At 70.6% G+C, this 15,739-nt stretch carries 12 protein-coding genes; 10 read left to right on the forward strand and 2 right to left on the reverse strand.

From position 1 onward, the window contains the following. Nucleotides 1–285: 285 nt before the first annotated feature. A complete protein-coding gene (locus tag ABZ928_RS01840; RefSeq protein WP_361514474.1) occupies nucleotides 286–1,203 on the reverse strand; it encodes a lytic polysaccharide monooxygenase in 918 nt (305 codons plus the stop codon). Between the two features lie 348 nt (nucleotides 1,204–1,551). Between ABZ928_RS01840 and ABZ928_RS01845 the strand changes: the two genes are divergently transcribed. The 9 genes from ABZ928_RS01845 to cyc2 all read left to right on the forward strand — a co-directional run bounded on the left by ABZ928_RS01845 (nucleotide 1,552) and on the right by cyc2 (nucleotide 12,835). Continuing rightward, on the forward strand, nucleotides 1,552–3,354 hold the full coding sequence (locus tag ABZ928_RS01845; protein WP_361514475.1) for a S8 family serine peptidase: 1,803 nt from the start codon (nucleotides 1,552–1,554) through the stop codon (nucleotides 3,352–3,354). Between the two features lie 299 nt (nucleotides 3,355–3,653). Beyond that, on the forward strand, nucleotides 3,654–4,301 hold the full coding sequence (locus ABZ928_RS01850; protein WP_361514476.1) for a ScbR family autoregulator-binding transcription factor: 648 nt from the start codon (nucleotides 3,654–3,656) through the stop codon (nucleotides 4,299–4,301). 22 nt (nucleotides 4,302–4,323) lie between these two features. Beyond that, a complete protein-coding gene (locus tag ABZ928_RS01855; RefSeq protein ID WP_361514477.1) occupies nucleotides 4,324–5,505 on the forward strand; it encodes a damage-control phosphatase ARMT1 family protein in 1,182 nt (393 codons plus the stop codon). Between the two features lie 132 nt (nucleotides 5,506–5,637). Further along, a complete protein-coding gene (locus ABZ928_RS01860; RefSeq protein WP_361514478.1) occupies nucleotides 5,638–6,495 on the forward strand; it encodes a TIGR03619 family F420-dependent LLM class oxidoreductase in 858 nt (285 codons plus the stop codon). A 56-nt stretch (nucleotides 6,496–6,551) separates the two neighbouring features. Further along, complete coding sequence (locus tag ABZ928_RS01865) at nucleotides 6,552–7,526, forward strand: ABC transporter substrate-binding protein (RefSeq protein WP_361514479.1); 975 nt, start codon at nucleotides 6,552–6,554, stop codon at nucleotides 7,524–7,526. A gap of 44 nt (nucleotides 7,527–7,570) precedes the next feature. Next, nucleotides 7,571–8,317 (forward strand): ABC transporter permease, encoded by a 747-nt coding sequence (locus tag ABZ928_RS01870; protein ID WP_361514480.1) that lies wholly within the window; start codon nucleotides 7,571–7,573, stop codon nucleotides 8,315–8,317. A gap of 206 nt (nucleotides 8,318–8,523) precedes the next feature. Then, nucleotides 8,524–9,492 (forward strand): ABC transporter permease subunit, encoded by a 969-nt coding sequence (locus ABZ928_RS01875; protein WP_361514481.1) that lies wholly within the window; start codon nucleotides 8,524–8,526, stop codon nucleotides 9,490–9,492. Nucleotides 9,493–9,539: 47 nt separating this feature from the next. Next, complete coding sequence (locus tag ABZ928_RS01880) at nucleotides 9,540–10,289, forward strand: ABC transporter ATP-binding protein (RefSeq protein WP_361514482.1); 750 nt, start codon at nucleotides 9,540–9,542, stop codon at nucleotides 10,287–10,289. 383 nt (nucleotides 10,290–10,672) lie between these two features. Beyond that, nucleotides 10,673–12,835: a germacradienol/geosmin synthase Cyc2 gene (gene cyc2 / locus ABZ928_RS01885; RefSeq protein WP_361514483.1), complete on the forward strand. Its 2,163-nt coding sequence runs from the start codon at nucleotides 10,673–10,675 to the stop codon at nucleotides 12,833–12,835. Nucleotides 12,836–12,854: 19 nt separating this feature from the next. On the opposite strand, the gene ABZ928_RS01890 is transcribed toward cyc2, so the two are convergent. Further along, on the reverse strand, nucleotides 12,855–13,661 hold the full coding sequence (locus ABZ928_RS01890; protein ID WP_361514484.1) for a hypothetical protein: 807 nt from the start codon (nucleotides 13,659–13,661) through the stop codon (nucleotides 12,855–12,857). Between the two features lie 164 nt (nucleotides 13,662–13,825). Between ABZ928_RS01890 and phsA the strand changes: the two genes are divergently transcribed. Next, on the forward strand, nucleotides 13,826–15,712 hold the full coding sequence (gene phsA / locus ABZ928_RS01895) for an O-aminophenol oxidase PhsA (RefSeq protein WP_361514485.1): 1,887 nt from the start codon (nucleotides 13,826–13,828) through the stop codon (nucleotides 15,710–15,712). Nucleotides 15,713–15,739: the final 27 nt, after the last annotated feature.

Consider the following 15,739-nt stretch of genomic DNA (forward strand, 5'->3'; position numbering starts at 1 on the left):
ACGGAGAGTGACATTGGCGGCGTGGTGCGGGCGCGGGTGGCGCTTACCCGTAGTGATCAACTTCGGCGCAACACCCCCAAGCGTGGCGAGAGTTGACCGATACGGGCTTGTAAACCATGCGAATGCCAAGAGGATTCACTGATTCCACCAAGGGAACTCACAGTGAAGGTGACTCCGACCGGCTCGGCCCACGGGGTGACCGACCCGCCCGCACCGCGTCCTCTGGAGTGTCTTAGAGTCGCTTCTTTTGCGAACCCTGTGGACCGGCTGTGCCGGACCGGTGGTTCAGCCGAGCCCCCGGCGCAGTCGCAGCGCGAGCGCGACACCCCCGGTGAGCACCAGCACCGCCGCCGCGCCGCCTGCCAGGAGCGGGGCCGAGGGGCCCGAGTCGGCGGTCGGGGTGGCGGCCACCGGAGTGGGGTCCGTGCTCGGAGACGTCTGCGAGGGTGCCGCAGTGCTGGGGGAGACGCTCGGCGAGGCGCTCGCGCGGGTCTTGGTGCCGGCCGCCGCGGAGCGTGAGGGGGACGGCGTGTTCCGCTCCTTTTGCTCCGCTTCCTTCTTCTCCGCCGCCGGGAACACCACGTCCGAGCACGAGTAGTACGTGTCCGGCGTACTGCTGTTCTGCCAGATCGTGTACAGCACCTGACGCCCGGTCCGGTCCGACGGCAGCGTCGCGCGCAAGCGGTACGCGCCGTTCGTCAGCGTCGGGTCCTTGATCTCGGCGAAGGGCTGCGACGGCAGGTCGGACCAGGTCAGCGGCTTCGTCGGGTCGTACCCGGGCTTGGTCAGGAAGAGCTTGAAGGTGCCGGTGTGGGGGATCGTCGAGGCGTACGTCATCGTCATCGTCGCGCCCGGAGTGAGGCGGGTCGAGGGCCAGTCCGTACGGGCGAGGTCGAGGCCCTTGTAGGCCGGGAGGCCGCCGCTGCACAGCTCGCCGTCGGGGACGGTCTGCCGGTCACGGCCGTTGACGTTCGCGATGCGCAGGTTGTCCCAGGCGGCGAAGGAGCCGCCGTTCGCGGCGATCGCGGCCCGGCAGGCGGCGGTCGCGGCCCGGCCGCCGTCGGGGGAGCAGGCGTAGACCCGGCTCACCGGGTCCGTCGGCGCGCCGTGCGCCTGTGCCGGACCCGCCGCCCAGACGGTGAGCAGCAGCGGGGCGGTGGCGGTGGCCGCCAGAGCGGTGCGGTATGCGGTCATCCGGGGCATCCGGGACGTCTCCTCGGCCGGCGCGGGAACGGTTTGCTCCCGTGCAGTACGGGAGAAGTGCCCGGCGCGTTCAGTCCGGAACGGGACGGGTGAAAGGGTTCATTCCCCCTCAACTCCTCGACGACGAGGGTGTGTTTCTCGCCGGATCGAGGGTTTCCCCTGTATTCACATGACCTTCCCTTTGCCTATCGTTCCAGCACAGCCGAACCACAGGTAACCCCTTCACCATTCGGCGATGCGCTTGGCCGGCCACCGCGCCGCTTTTCGACCCACCCCCCGCCGCTTCACCGACGAAGCGATCAGACCGCCGCTCCGACCTGCCCGGAGACGGCTACGAAAGGCAAGCCCTTGCGTACCTCCCCCTCCCTGCGACGGAAGCTGATCCCCGTCGTCGCGGTTTCGGCCGCCCTGTTCACGGCGGCCGGCGCCACGGTGGCCACGGCCCAGGAGGCCGCCGCCCCGAAGGCAGCCGCCGTTCCCACCGCGCAGACCGAGGCCGCCCCAGGCGTCACCGCCGAGCGCCTCATCGTCGGCTACAAGTCCGGCGCCACCGAGGCCAAGTCGAACGCGGCCGCGAAGGTCGACGCCGCCGCCAAGGGCAAGGAGGCCGGCGAGGACGTCGACTTCCAGCGCCGCCTGGGCACCGGCGCCGCCCTCGTGGACCTGGGCGCCGACGCCACCCGCGCGGACGTCGCCGACGTGGTCGCCGAGTACAAGGCGGACCCGCAGGTCGCCTACGTCGTACCGGACCGCCTGAACAAGCCGCAGGCCGACCCGAACGACACCGAGTACGCCAAGCAGTGGGACCTGTTCGAGGCCACGGCCGGCATGAACGTCCCCGGCGCCTGGACGACCGCGACCGGCTCCGGTGTGACCGTCGCCGTCATCGACACCGGCTACGTCGCCCACACCGACCTCGCCGCGAACATCGTCGCCGGCTACGACTTCATCTCCGACACCGCCGTCTCGGTGGACGGCGACGGCCGTGACTCCAACCCGGCCGACCCGGGCGACTACTACGCCGCCAACGAGTGCGGCTCCGGCATCCCGGCGTCCAACTCCTCCTGGCACGGCACGCACGTGGCCGGCACCATCGCCGCGGTCACCAACAACAGCAAGGGCATCGCGGGCATCGCCTACGGCGCGAAGATCTCCCCGCTGCGCGTGCTCGGCAAGTGCGGCGGCTACGACTCCGACATCATCGACGCCATCACCTGGGCGTCCGGCGGCACCGTCTCCGGCGTGCCCGCCAACACCAATGTCGCCAAGGTCATCAACATGAGCCTGGGCGGCGACGGTGCCTGCACCTCCGCCACCCAGAGCGCCATCACCGCCGCCGTGAACCGCGGTACGACCATCGCCGTCGCCGCGGGCAACGACAACGACAACGTCGCGAACCACTCGCCGGGCAACTGCAACAACGTCATATCGGTCGCCGCCACCAACCGGACCGGCGCCAAGGCGTCGTACTCCAACTACGGTTCCCTCGTGGACATTTCGGCCCCCGGCGGCCAGACCAGCACCGGCACCGCCAACGGCATCCTGTCCACGCTGAACTCCGGCACCAAGACGGCGTCCACCGAGAACTACGCCTACTACCAGGGCACCAGCATGGCCACTCCGCACATCGCGGGCCTCGCCGCGCTGCTGAAGTCGGCCAACTCCTCGCTGACCCCGGCCCAGATCGAGTCGGCCATCAAGACCAACGCCCGTGCCCTGCCCGGCGCTTGCTCGGGCGGCTGCGGCGCGGGTCTCGCCGACGCGGCGAAGACGGTCGCGGCCGTCAGCGGCGGTACGACCACCGGCACCACGTACTCCAGCACCTCCGCCGTCGCCATCCCGGACAACAGCTCGGCGATCGAGTCCTCCATCGCCGTCAGCGGCCGTACCGGCAACGCCCCTTCGACCCTCAAGGTCGCGGTGGACATCACCCACACCTACCGCGGTGACCTGGTGATCGGTCTCGTCGCCCCGGACGGCACGGTGTACAGCCTGAAGACCGCCAGCTCCTCGGACTCCGCGGACAACGTCAACACCACCTACACCGTGGACGCTTCGAGCGAGACGGCCAACGGCACCTGGAAGCTGCGCGTCCAGGACACCGCCGCCCAGGACACGGGCACGCTCAACAGCTGGAAGCTGACCTTCTGAGGCATAGAAGGTCCCCTTGAACAGGCGGGTCGGCCGGTGCGGATGGGGCACCGGCCGGCCCGCCTTTCCGTGGCACTTTCGTACTGCTTTCAAGTACCGTCCACCCTGTTTCTCCGGTAGGCGACTGCATGGTCGGCACATCTGACCTATAAGTTGTGGGAGCCCTGGAGACTGGACGGAGTTGGAGTGCCCCCTGTTGGTTCCCGCTCCGTGAGATATCGTCTACGGGGAGTAAGAAACAAACGGCACGGCCTGTTCTTTTCAGCCACCGTTCTTTCGGCCCCAGGAGAGTCCCCCCGATGGCGAGGCAGTTACGAGCCGAACAGACCCGCGCGGCGATCATCACCGCCGCAGCGGATCTGTTCGACCGACGTGGATACGAGTCGACCAGTCTGAGCGACATCGTCGAATACGCCCAAGTGACCAAGGGCGCCCTCTACTTCCACTTCGCGGCGAAGCAGGACCTCGCCCACGCCATCATGGAACTCCAGTCCAGAAACCTCCAACGGCTGGCCGCCGAGATGGACAGCCGCGGCTACACCGCCCTGGAGGCCCTGATCCGCACCACGTTCGCGATGGCGCGGCTCTCCGTCGAGGGGCCGGTCCCGCGCGCCGGACTGCGCCTCGCCGCCGACGGGTTGGCGCTCCCACCTGCGTTTCCGCACCCCTTCGCGCAGTGTCTGGAGCTCAGCACCCGCAGACTCCACGGCGCCGTCAAAGAGGCCGACCTCCAGCCCGACATCGATGTCGACGCCGCCGCCCACTCCCTGGTCTGCTCCCTGGTCGGCACCCGGATCGTCGGCCACCACCTCGAACCCGTCACCCGGCAGCCGCGCCGCCTGGCCGAGATGTGGCACATCCTGATCCGCGGCATCGTCCCGGTACCCCGCCGGGCCCGCTATCTCAGCCTCGTCACCCAGCTGGAGCGGGAGATCAGAACCGTCTGACCCGCGCGGTACGGTGGCGCGCATGCCCGACACCGTGCCCGCAGCCCCCGTGATCCTCGGCGACGAACCCGGCTCGTTCCCGCACAGCGTCCTCGCCGAACGACACCCCGCGATCGTGCGACAGGTGCGGGACGCCTTCCCCTACGGCCCCGAACAGCACCGCGCTCTCGACGCCCTGCTCGAGAACTGCACGAAGGGCACTATCGAACCGCTCGAGGCCGGCTCGCACGACCGCGGCCTCTGGAAGGCCTGGGGAGCGGACGAACAAACCGGCCGCTCCTGGTTCGACGTCCCCTGGCTGTGGTCCGAGAGCTGGTTCTACCGCCGACTCCTCGACGCGGTCGGCTACTTCGCCCCCGGACCCTGGCAGGGCATCGACCCCTTCCGCCCGTTCAAGCTCGCCGAACTCAACGCCCCCGAGACGGACGAGGAGTTGGCCGCCCTCGACGCCCTCGCCGACCGCCCCCTCGACGAACAGGCCACGGCCCTGCTGCACGGCTCCCTCTGGGGCAACCGCGCGGACCTCGGCTTCCGCCTCTCCGACACCGGCGCCGAGGACCGGGCCGCCGCCCCGGCCCTGGTAGCCGACGACAGCGCCGCCCTGTGGCCGCTCCTCGACGGCGCCGGCACCCTCTGCCTTGTCGCCGACAACGCGGGCCGCGAACTCATCCCCGACCTGCTCCTGATCGCCCACCTCCTCACCCACGGCCGCATCGGGCGGGCGGTCCTGCACGTCAAGCCGTACCCGTACTACGTCTCCGACGCCACCACCGCCGACGTCGTCGACGCCCTGCGCCGGCTGACCGAGGCACCGGGCGCGGCCTCCGTGTACGGCCGCGCACTGTGGTCGGCGATGGCCGACGGCACCCTCACCGTGCGCGCCCACCCCTTCTCCTGCGCCCCGCTGCCGTACGAGGCCATGCCCGACGACCTCCGCGCGGAACTCGCCGGGGCCGCGCTGACCGTCGTCAAGGGCGACCTCAACTACCGCCGCCTGGTGGGCGACCGGCGCTGGCCGCCCACCACCCCCTTCGCGGACGTCGCCGCCCACTTCCCGGGCCCGGTCGCCGCGCTGCGCACCCTGAAGTCCGACGTGATCACCGGCCTCACCCCCGAGACGGAGGCCGCGCTGGTGGCAGCGGAGGGACAACGCTGGCGGACCGGCGGAACGCACGCGCTGATCCAGGTGCGCGCCGTCAAATAACCCGCACCGGCAGCACCCGCACCACGTCCGCGTGCCGCCGCGTCACCGCCCAGCACCAGCGGGCGTACGGGCATGAAGGCGGGCGGCGGTTTGTTGGCGACGGTGCCGACAGCGTCGTACGAGGGGACGATCATGCGTATCGGAGTGGCACCGCACCGACTGTGGCCCGCGCGGGAGGACGAGCTCGACGGCGTCGTCGGGACCGCGAGGACCGCCGAGGAACTGGGCTTCGACCACGTCATCGCCAGCGGGCACGTGATCGCGGGACCGACCGGGGTGACCCCGGATCCGCTGGTGCTGCTGTCCGCCGTCGCCGGGGCGACCGAACGGATCGGGCTGGTCACCAGCGTCCTGGTCCTGCCCCTGTACGAGCCGGTCGTGCTCGCCCACCAGACCGCCACCCTCGACCGGCTCTCCGGAGGCCGGTTCGTGCTCGGCGTCGGGACCGGCTGGGACGCGGGGGAGTTCGAGGCGGTCGGGGTGCCGTTCGCGGGGCGGGGCCGTCGTGCCGACGAACAGCTGGCCGCCGTAAGGGAGTTGTGGAAGGGGGACCGGCTCGGTGTCCGGCCGCGCACGGTCGGCGGGCCCCCGGTGTGGGTCGGCGGACAGGGGGACGCCGCGCTGCGCCGGGTGCTGCGCTTCGGGGACGCCTGGCACGGATCCGGGGTCGACACGGCCGGACTCGCCGCGGTGCGGAGGCGGTTGACGGTGCTGGGGGAGGATGTGGGGCGCGATCCGGCCATGCCGGAACCGGAGTTGACGGCCGGTCACTTCCTGTTGCCGCCGGGCTTCGAGGCCGCCGTGGAGATTCCCGGGCGGCCGCTCGGGGGAGTCGGCGCGACGGCCGCATCGGTACGGGAGGAGCTCGCGGGGCTGGCCGAAGCGGGGCTCGCCGCCTGTTCGTTGTGGCTGCCGGTGGCCACGGACGCGTTGCCCGACGCGCTCGGCTGGGCGGCCGAGGAGGTTCTCGCGTATTTCTCCAAGGTTTGACGATTCGGCTTGCTTGTATGTAGTGATCATGCCAAGCCTGCAGTCATCATGCGCGGATGGCGCTACGTCTTTTGTGTTCGGGAAGAGGAAAGGCGGCGGCCGGCGCGCTCGCCCTCGCGCTCGCACTCACGGCCTGCGGCGACGACAACGACTCCGCGTCCACGGACGGCGGGCGGCAGACGGTCACCGTCGCCGCGCTGCCCCTGGTCGACTGCGCCATGCTCTATATCGCGCAGGACCGCGGCCTGTTCGAGAAGGAAGGCCTCGACGTCCGCATCCAGCAGATCCAGCAGAGCCTCCAGGCGCTCCCCGCCCTCTCCAAGGGCCAGATCGACATGGTCGCGAGCGCGAACTACGTCACCTACTTCCAGGCCCAGGAGAAGGGCACCCTCGACATCCGTATCGTCGCCGAGTCGATCAGGGCCGCGCCGAAGATGATGGACGTGCTGGTGCCGAAGGACTCCGACATCAAGTCCGTCGCCGACCTCACGGGCCGCAAACTCGCCGTCAACGTCCTCAACAACGTCCAGTCGCTGACCCTCAACGAGATCCTCGCGGAACAGGGCGCCCCCGGTAAGCCCGTCTACCGGCAGATCCCCTTCCCGCAGATGGGCGCCGCCCTCGACAAGGGACAGGTCGACGCCGTGCACGCGGTCGAGCCCTTCGACAGCGCCATCCAGGACGAGTTGGGCGCCCGCGTCCTCGTGGACGGGGCGTCCGCGCCGGTGCAGAACATCCCGCTCAGCGGATACATCACCACAGAGAAGTACGCCGGGAGGCACGCCGAGGCGCTGGCCGCGTTCCAACGGGCCATCAAGGCGGCCGTGAAGATCGCGGACGCGGACCCCGAGGCGGTCCGCAAGATCCTGCCGACCTACACCAAGGTGACCGAGAAGCAGGCCGAGTCGATCGACCTGCCGGTCTTCCCGGCCGCCATGGACGGCGCGCAGATCGGCCGGATCAGTGAACTCATGGAGAAACAGGGGATGTTGAAGAAGCCGCTCGACCCGGCGACGCTGCTGGTGAAGTGAAACGGACGCGGCGCCACCAGGATTGGTCGCTGGGAGTACTCGGCGTGCTGCTCGCCTTCGGGGTCTGCGAGGCGGTGAGCCGGGCCGGGCTGGTGCGCCGCGCGTATCTGCCGCCCGCGTCCGAAGTCCTGGGCCGCGCGGTGGAGTTGGCGGGCGACGGGGCGTTCCTGGACTCCATCGGCTCCACCTTGCGCGCCTGGGCGCTCGGCCTCGCCCTCGCCTGCGTCATCGCCGTCCCGCTGGGCCTCCTCCTGGGCAGCGTGCCGGTGGTGGACGCGGCGGTACGCGCGATCGTGGAGTTCCTGCGCCCCCTGCCCTCCGTGGCCCTGATCCCACTCGTCTCCCTGCTCCTCGGCTCCGGCACGGAGACCAAGGTCGCGCTCGTCACCTACGCCTCGGTCTGGCCGATCCTCTTCAACACCGTCTACGGCCTCGGCGAGACCGACCCCCTCGCCAAGGACACCCTGCGCGCCTTCGGCTTCGGCCGCCTCTCGATCCTCCTCCGCGTCGAACTCCCCGGCACGGCCCCCTTCATCGCCGCCGGCATCCGCATCTCGGCCGCCGTCGCCCTCATCCTCGCCATCGCCACCGAGATCCTCGCCGGCTTCGGCGAAGGCCTCGGCATCTTCATCGCCCAGGCAGGACTCGCCACGGACGGCACCCGCGACGTCCTCGCGGGCGTGGTGTGGGCGGGAGCCCTCGGCCTGGTCATCAACGGGGCGCTGGTATGGGGGGAGCGGCGACTCTTCCCCTGGACGCCGGCGCACCGCGAGACCGGAGGCCCGGTGTGACCGGGGATGCAGGTGTGCCGGGGGAGCGGAGGCCCGGTGTGACCGGGGATGCGGGTGCGCCGGGGGAGCGGAGGCCCGGTGTGACCGGGGATGCAGGTGTGCCGGGGGAGCGGAGGCCTGGTGTGACCGGGGATGCGGGTGTGCCGGGGGAGCGGAGGCCTGGTGTGACCGGGGATGCGGGTGCGCCGGGGGAGCGGAGGCCCGGTGTGACCGGGGATGCAGGTGTGCCGGGGGAGCGGAGGCCCGGTGTGACCATGGACGCCGGTACGTCGGGGGAGCGGAGGCCCGGTGTGACCATGGACGCCGGTACGTCGGGGGACCGGAGGCCCCAGGTGGCCACCACCGCAGCCCCCGGCCCGCCGCAGCGCGCCGCCGAACGCCGTGCCCTCCCGGCCGGTCTCCGCCACGCCCTCCTGCGCTGGCTCGTCCTCGCCCTCGCCGTGGCCGTCTGGGAAGCGGCCGCACGCGCGCACGGCAGCGTCTACTTCCCGCCACCCGGCCGTATCGCCCACCACGCCTACGAACTCTGGTTCTCCGGCCCCGTCCGGCACCTGTTCCTCTCCGAGGCCGCCGTCGCCGACATCCTGCCCAGCCTCGGCCGGATGGGCGCCGGGTTCGGGCTCGCCGCCGTCGCCGGGATCGCGCTCGGCGTCGCGGTCGGCAGGTCGCGGCGGGCGTACGCCCTGTGCAACCCCGTCCTCCAGTTCGCGCGCGCCGTACCGCCACCCGCCCTGGTCCCGGTCTTCGTCGTGGTCTTCGACTTCGGTACGCCGATGCAGATCGCGTCGATCGTCTTCAGCGCCGTCTGGCCGGTGCTGATCAACACCGCGGAGGGCGCCCGCGACACCGACCCGCTCCGCCTCGACGTCGCCGCCGTCCTCCGCCTTAACCCCGTCGAACGCCTCTGGTTCCTCATCCTCCCCTCCGCCCTGCCCCGCATCTTCGCGGGCCTGCGGCTGAGCCTCTCCCTCTCCCTCATCCTCATGGTCTTCTCGGAACTGCTGCCGGGCACCGCCAACGGCATCGGCTTCACCCTCACCGACGCCCAGTCCCGCTCCGACCTGCTCACGGTCTGGGCAGCGCTGGTCCTCCTCGGCGCCCTCGGCTACCTGCTCAACACCGGCCTGCTGGCGGTGGAGAAACGGCTCGTCGGCAGAGGGAGGGCGACCGCATGACGCTCAGGAACGCAATCCACGACCCCCGGGCCAGGTGACACCACCGCATGCTCCGCCTAGACGCAGTCGGCCAGTACTACGGCGACCACCCGGTCCTGCACGACCTCACCCTCACCGTCCCCGACGGCCAACTCCTGTGCGTGGTCGGCCCGTCCGGCTGCGGCAAGTCCACGCTCCTGCGCACCGTCGCCGGCCTGCTGCCCGCCCGCGAGGGCGAGGTCACCGTCGACGGCACCCCCGTCACCGGCGTCCCCGACCGGCTCGCGGTCGTCTTCCAGGACTACGGCCGTTCCCTCTACCCCTGGCTCACCGTTCGCGACAACGTCGCCCTGCCCCTGCGCCGCCGGGGCATGGGAAGGGCCGAACGCCGCGCCGAGGCCGAACGCATCCTGGACCGCGTCGGCCTCGACGGCACCGCCAGACGCCACCCCTGGCAGCTCTCCGGCGGCATGCAGCAGCGTGTCGCCATCGCCCGCGCCCTCGTCTGCCGCCCCTCCCTGCTCCTCATGGACGAACCCTTCGGCTCCCTGGACGCCCAGACCCGCGAGGACCTGGAGGACCTCCTCCTGGAGGTCCACCGCACCGACGGCACGACCATCGTGTTCGTCACCCACGACATCGACGAGAGCGTCTACGTCGGCGACCGCGTCGTCGTCCTCTCCTCGGGCCCCGGCTCCCATGTCGTCCTGGACCTCCCGGTCGAACTCCCCGGCAAACGGGAGCAGATCGCGACCCGGGGCCTGCCGGAGTTCGTGGCGCTGAGGACGGAGGTGGGACGGGCGGTGCGGGGCACATAGCGTGCGGCGCGGACACTCGACACCGTCGTCCCGTTCCCCGCCAGCCGGTACAGGCGGTTGTCCGACGTCGGTCGGACGTGTCGTACGCCGGATCACCGATGTGCGAGGCGACAGGACGGCCACGGGTCGCATCCACCACAGCGCGGTGCGGGACCGTTGGCGAGGCCCCACACTGGAGCAGGTCCAGCGACTTCCGTCTGGTCGGCGCCGTTGAAACCGTGTCCCCGGCAGGCCGGTTCGTGCCTTACAGGGTCACGAACGGATAGGAGCGCCATAGCGGCGAACTGCGTTGCCCTTGACCAACCTTGGCCCTGATTCACGCGATGGTGTGATCATGTGCCGCGTCGCGGGTGCCCCCGGATGGGGGTGGGTAGGGCCCGCGCATGACGCAGCCCTTCGAACTCCCGCACTTCTACATGCCGTACCCCGCGCGGTTGAACCCGCACGTCGACGAGGCCCGCGCCCACTCGGCGGCGTGGGCGCGCGAGATGGGCATGCTGGAGGGATCCGGGATCTGGGAGCAGTCCGACCTGGACGCGCACGACTACGGCCTGCTCTGCGCCTACACCCACCCCGACTGCGACGGCCCCGCGCTGTCGCTGATCACCGACTGGTACGTGTGGGTCTTCTTCTTCGACGACCACTTCCTGGAGATCTTCAAACGCACCCAGGACCGCGCCGGCGGCAAGGCCTATCTCGACCGGCTGCCGTTATTCATGCCGATGGACCTCGACACCCCGATGCCCGAACCGGAGAACCCCGTGGAGGCCGGCCTCGCCGACCTGTGGACGCGGACCGTGCCCGCCATGTCGGCCGACTGGCGCCGCCGCTTCGCCGTCGCCACCGAGCATCTCCTCAACGAGTCCCTGTGGGAGCTCTCCAACATCAACGAGGGCCGGATCGCCAATCCGGTCGAGTACATCGAGATGCGCCGCAAGGTGGGCGGCGCCCCCTGGTCGGCGGGGCTCGTCGAGTACGCGACCGCCGAGGTGCCCGTCGCCGTCGCCGGATCGAGGCCGCTCAGGGTGCTGATGGAGACGTTCTCCGACGCCGTCCATCTGCGCAACGACCTCTTCTCCTACCAGCGGGAGGTCGAGGACGAGGGCGAGAACAGCAACGGCGTGCTGGTCCTGGAGACCTTCTTCGGCTGCACCACCCAGCAGGCCGCCGACACCGTCAACGACGTCCTCACCTCCCGCCTCCACCAGTTCGAGCACACGGCCCTCACCGAGGTGCCCGCGCTCGCCCTGGAGAAACGTCTCACTCCGAGCGAGGTCGCCGCGGTGGCCGCCTACACCAAGGGACTTCAGGACTGGCAGTCCGGCGGCCACGCATGGCATCTGCGCTCCAGCCGCTACATGAACGAGGGCGCCACCTCCACCTCGCCCTGGCACGGCCTCACCGGCCCCGGCACCTCCGCCGCCGACGTCGGCGCCCTGCTCGCCTCCGCCGGCGCGGAACGCCTGCGCGCCTACACGCATGTGCCGTTCCAGAAGGTCGGGCCGGCCCGACTGCCCGACTTCCACATGCCCTTCCAGGTCGAGCACAGCCCGCACCTGTCCGCCGCCCGCCCCCGGCTCACCGCGTGGATGCACCGGATGGGCATGCTCCAGGAGGGCGTCTGGGACGAGGACCGGCTCGCCGCCGCCGACCTGGCCCTGTGCTCGGCGGGCCTGGACCCGGACGCGACCCCGGAGGCCCTCGACCTCAGCGCCCAGTGGCTCGCCTGGGGCACCTACGGCGACGACTACTACCCGCTCGTCTTCGGCCACCGCCACGACCTCGCCGCCGCCCGTCTGGCCACCCGGCGCCTGGCGGACTGCATGCCCGTGGCGGGCGAGGAGATCCCGGCGCCCCTGAACGGCATGGAGCGCGGCCTCATCGACCTGTGGGCGCGCACCACGGCGGAGATGACCCCCGACCAGCGGCGCACCTTCAAGGACTCCGTGAACGTGATGACCGAGAGCTGGGTCTGGGAGCTGTCCAACCAGTTCCAGAACCGGATCCCCGACCCGGTCGACTATCTGGAGATGCGCCGCGCCACCTTCGGGTCCGATCTCACCCTGAGCCTGGCCCGGATGGGCCACGGCCCCGCCGTCCCGCCCGAGGTCCACCGCAGCGGACCGGTCCGCTCGCTGGAGAACGCGGCCATCGACTACGGCATGCTCATCAACGACGTGTTCTCGTACCAGAAGGAGATCGAGTACGACGGCGAGATCCACAACGCGATCCTGGTCGTCCAGAACTTCTTCGGCATCGACTACCCGACCGCGCTCGCCGTCGTCCACGACCTCATGACCCAGCGCATGCGGCAGTTCCAGCATGTCGCCGAGCATGAACTACCGGTCGTCTACGACGACTTCGGCCTGTCGGAGGAGGGGCGCGAGATCATGCGGAACTACGTCACCGACCTCCAGAACTGGATGGCGGGCATCCTGCACTGGCATCGCACGGTCGACCGCTACAAGCCCGAGTATCTGGCCCGCCGCACCCACGGCTTCCTGCCGGACCGCGCTCCGGCCCTGACGCTGCCGATGGTCGGCTGACCCGGCGGTCCCGCCCCCGTCACCGCGTTCTTGAGCCGTCCGGTGTCTCGCGGAGTGCCGCGTGGAGACGCCGGGCGCCCTCAGCCGGAAGCGGCTCGCCGACGCGCTCCAAGCGGTCGGCGAGCAGCGTCAGTTCGGCCGTGTCCAGACGGGTGGGGTCGTCCGCCCGCCGCAGCAGCCCCTGATCGAGGTAGATGGCGTCGAACCGCTGTATGAGCGCCGCCCGGGCGACGTTGCTCAGGCCCTGCTCCAGAGCCAGGTCGGTCCATGTGTACAGCGGTTCGTCGGCGGGGTCGCCCGCGAAGCCGTCGGGCCGTCGCACGCACTCCCACAGCGGGGGCGGGGGCGGACCGATGAGCTCGTAGGCGCACCCCTCCTCGGCGTTGAGCAGCAGGAAGTCGGGCCAGGTGCGCGCCTGAGCGGCGTCCAGGAGTGCTTCGAGTTCCACACGGGAGCGCTCCGGAAAGCCCAGCGCGGCCCGCAGTTCGGCCCGTGCCACCTCGTAGCCGAAGTACTCCTCCTCTTCCTCGTCCAGATCCTCCTCGCCGCCCAGTCCGATCAGGATCTCGAACGCCTCGTCGAATCCGGATCCGATGATCCCGGCCGAACCCTCGGAGTCGGCGTACAGCACCGAGCCGTCCTCGCACACGAAGTACGAACCGCCCCCGGCATCCCCGGCCACGATCTCCAGGGCGCCGCCGGAGACGAGACGGACCGGCTCCACATGGCCGTACTCCGCACGGTCGAGACAGAAGTCGAACGGGAACTCGGCCAGCGCGGCCAGCCGCGGGTTCTCGCGCAGGAGCCGGAGAGCGTGATCAGTCATGTCACCGAACGTAACAGCGGCCACTGACAACGGGAGTTCACGCGTCCAGGACGTTTTTCGGACCTTCTTGTGCGGAACAGGATATTCCGGGAACTTCGGCGGTGCGCCAGGAGTCTTCCGGGGTGAGGGAAACAAGACCACAGAACACACGGGGGTGTTCGACCTTGACCGACATCATCGAGAGGATCACCGAGAGCGACCAGGGAGAGCGGGGGAATCAGGAGGCGGCGCCCGGCGAACTCACGCCGTACGTGGCCCCCTTGCCCGTCCCGCCCGTCATGCGGCCCGCCACCGGCGATGTGCTGCGTGAGACGGAGATCGCCCTTCAGTCGACCTGGGTGCGGCTGCACCCGCAGCTGCCGCCGACCCTGATGTGGGGCTACGAGGGCATGGTGCCCGGCCCCACCATCGAGGTGCGGCGCGGACAGCGCGTCCGTATCGCCTGGACCAACCGCGTTCCCAAGGGCAGCGAATACCCGGTCACCGCCGTCGAGGTGCCGGTCCGCCCGGCGGGCACCGCGCCCGCGAACACCGAACCGGGCCGTGAGGGCGTCGCGCCCAACGGGGACGTCGCCGTCCTGCCCGCCTGGTCGGTGACCCATCTGCACGGCGCGCAGACGGGCGGTGGCAATGACGGCTGGGCGGACAACGCTGTCGGATCCGGGGACGCCCAGCTCTCCGAGTACCCGAACGACCACCAGGCGGTCCAGTGGTGGTACCACGACCACGCCATGAACATCACCCGGTGGAACGTGATGGCGGGTCTGTACGGCACCTACCTCGTCCGCGACGAGGAGGAGGACGCCCTCCATCTCCCCTACGGGGAGCGGGAGATCCCGCTGCTGCTGGCCGACCGCAACCTCGACACGGACGAGGACGGCCGACTCAACGGCCGGCTGCTGCACAAGACGATCGTGGTGATCCCGGCCCACCCGGAGACCGGCAAACCGGTTACCACACCGTTCCAGGGGCCGTACACCACGGTCAACGGCCGTATCTGGCCCTACGCCGACGTGGACGACGCCTGGTACCGCTTCCGTCTGGTGAACGCGTCGAACGCGCGGATCTACGACCTGGTCCTGCTGGACGAGGACGACAACCCGGTGCCCGGCATCGTGCACCAGATCGGCAGCGACGGCGGACTGCTGCCACGCCCCGTGCCGATCGACTTCGACGACACGATGCCCACCCTGACCGCCGCCCCGGCCGAACGCTTCGACCTGCTCGTCGACTTCCGGGGGCTGGCCGGACGCAGGCTCCGCCTGGTCAACAAGGGGCCGGGGCAGCCGGCGGGCGTGCCCGACCCGGTGGGCGGGGTGCGCTACCCGGCGGTCATGGAGTTCCGGATCCGCGAGTCCTGCGAGACCGACACCTTCGAGCTGCCCGAGGTGCTCTCCGGCTCCTTCCGCCGGCTCACCCACGACGTGGGGCACGGCCACCGGCTGATCGTGCTCACCCCGCCCGGCACCAAGGGCGGCGGGGGACACCCGGAGATCTGGGAGATGACCGAGGTCGAGGACGCGACCGGCATCCAGTTCCCGGCCGAGGGCATCATCCAGGTCACCGGCCCGGACGGCACCACGAAGACGTACCGGCGCACGGCCCGGACCTTCAACGACGGCCTGGGCTTCACCATCGCCGAGGGCAGCCACGAACAGTGGAGCTTCCTCAACCTCGCCCCGATCCCGCACCCGATGCACATCCACCTGGCCGACTTCCAGGCACTCGGACGGGACCCGTACGTGGTGACGGGCTTCGACCCCGCTGTCGGCGGCACCCGCACACCGCTCGCGTACGACCCGACCAAGGCGATCCCGCTGGCGCCCAACGAGCGCGGGTACAAGGACGTCTACCGGGTGCCGGGCGGTCAGATGCTGCGCATCATGGGGAAGTTCGACGGCGCGTACGGCCGGTTCATGTACCACTGCCACTTCCTGGAGCACGAGGACATGGGCATGATGCGGCCCTTCGTCGTGCTGCCCCCGGAGGCCCTGAAGTTCGACCACGGCGCCGGTCACCATGGCGGCCACGAGGAGGGGCACACGGGCTGACCGACCCCGCTTCCCGTTCTTGACCGC

The organism is Streptomyces sp. NPDC046909 (assembly GCF_040644695.1).
Classification (GTDB): Bacteria; Actinomycetota; Actinomycetes; order Streptomycetales; family Streptomycetaceae; genus Streptomyces.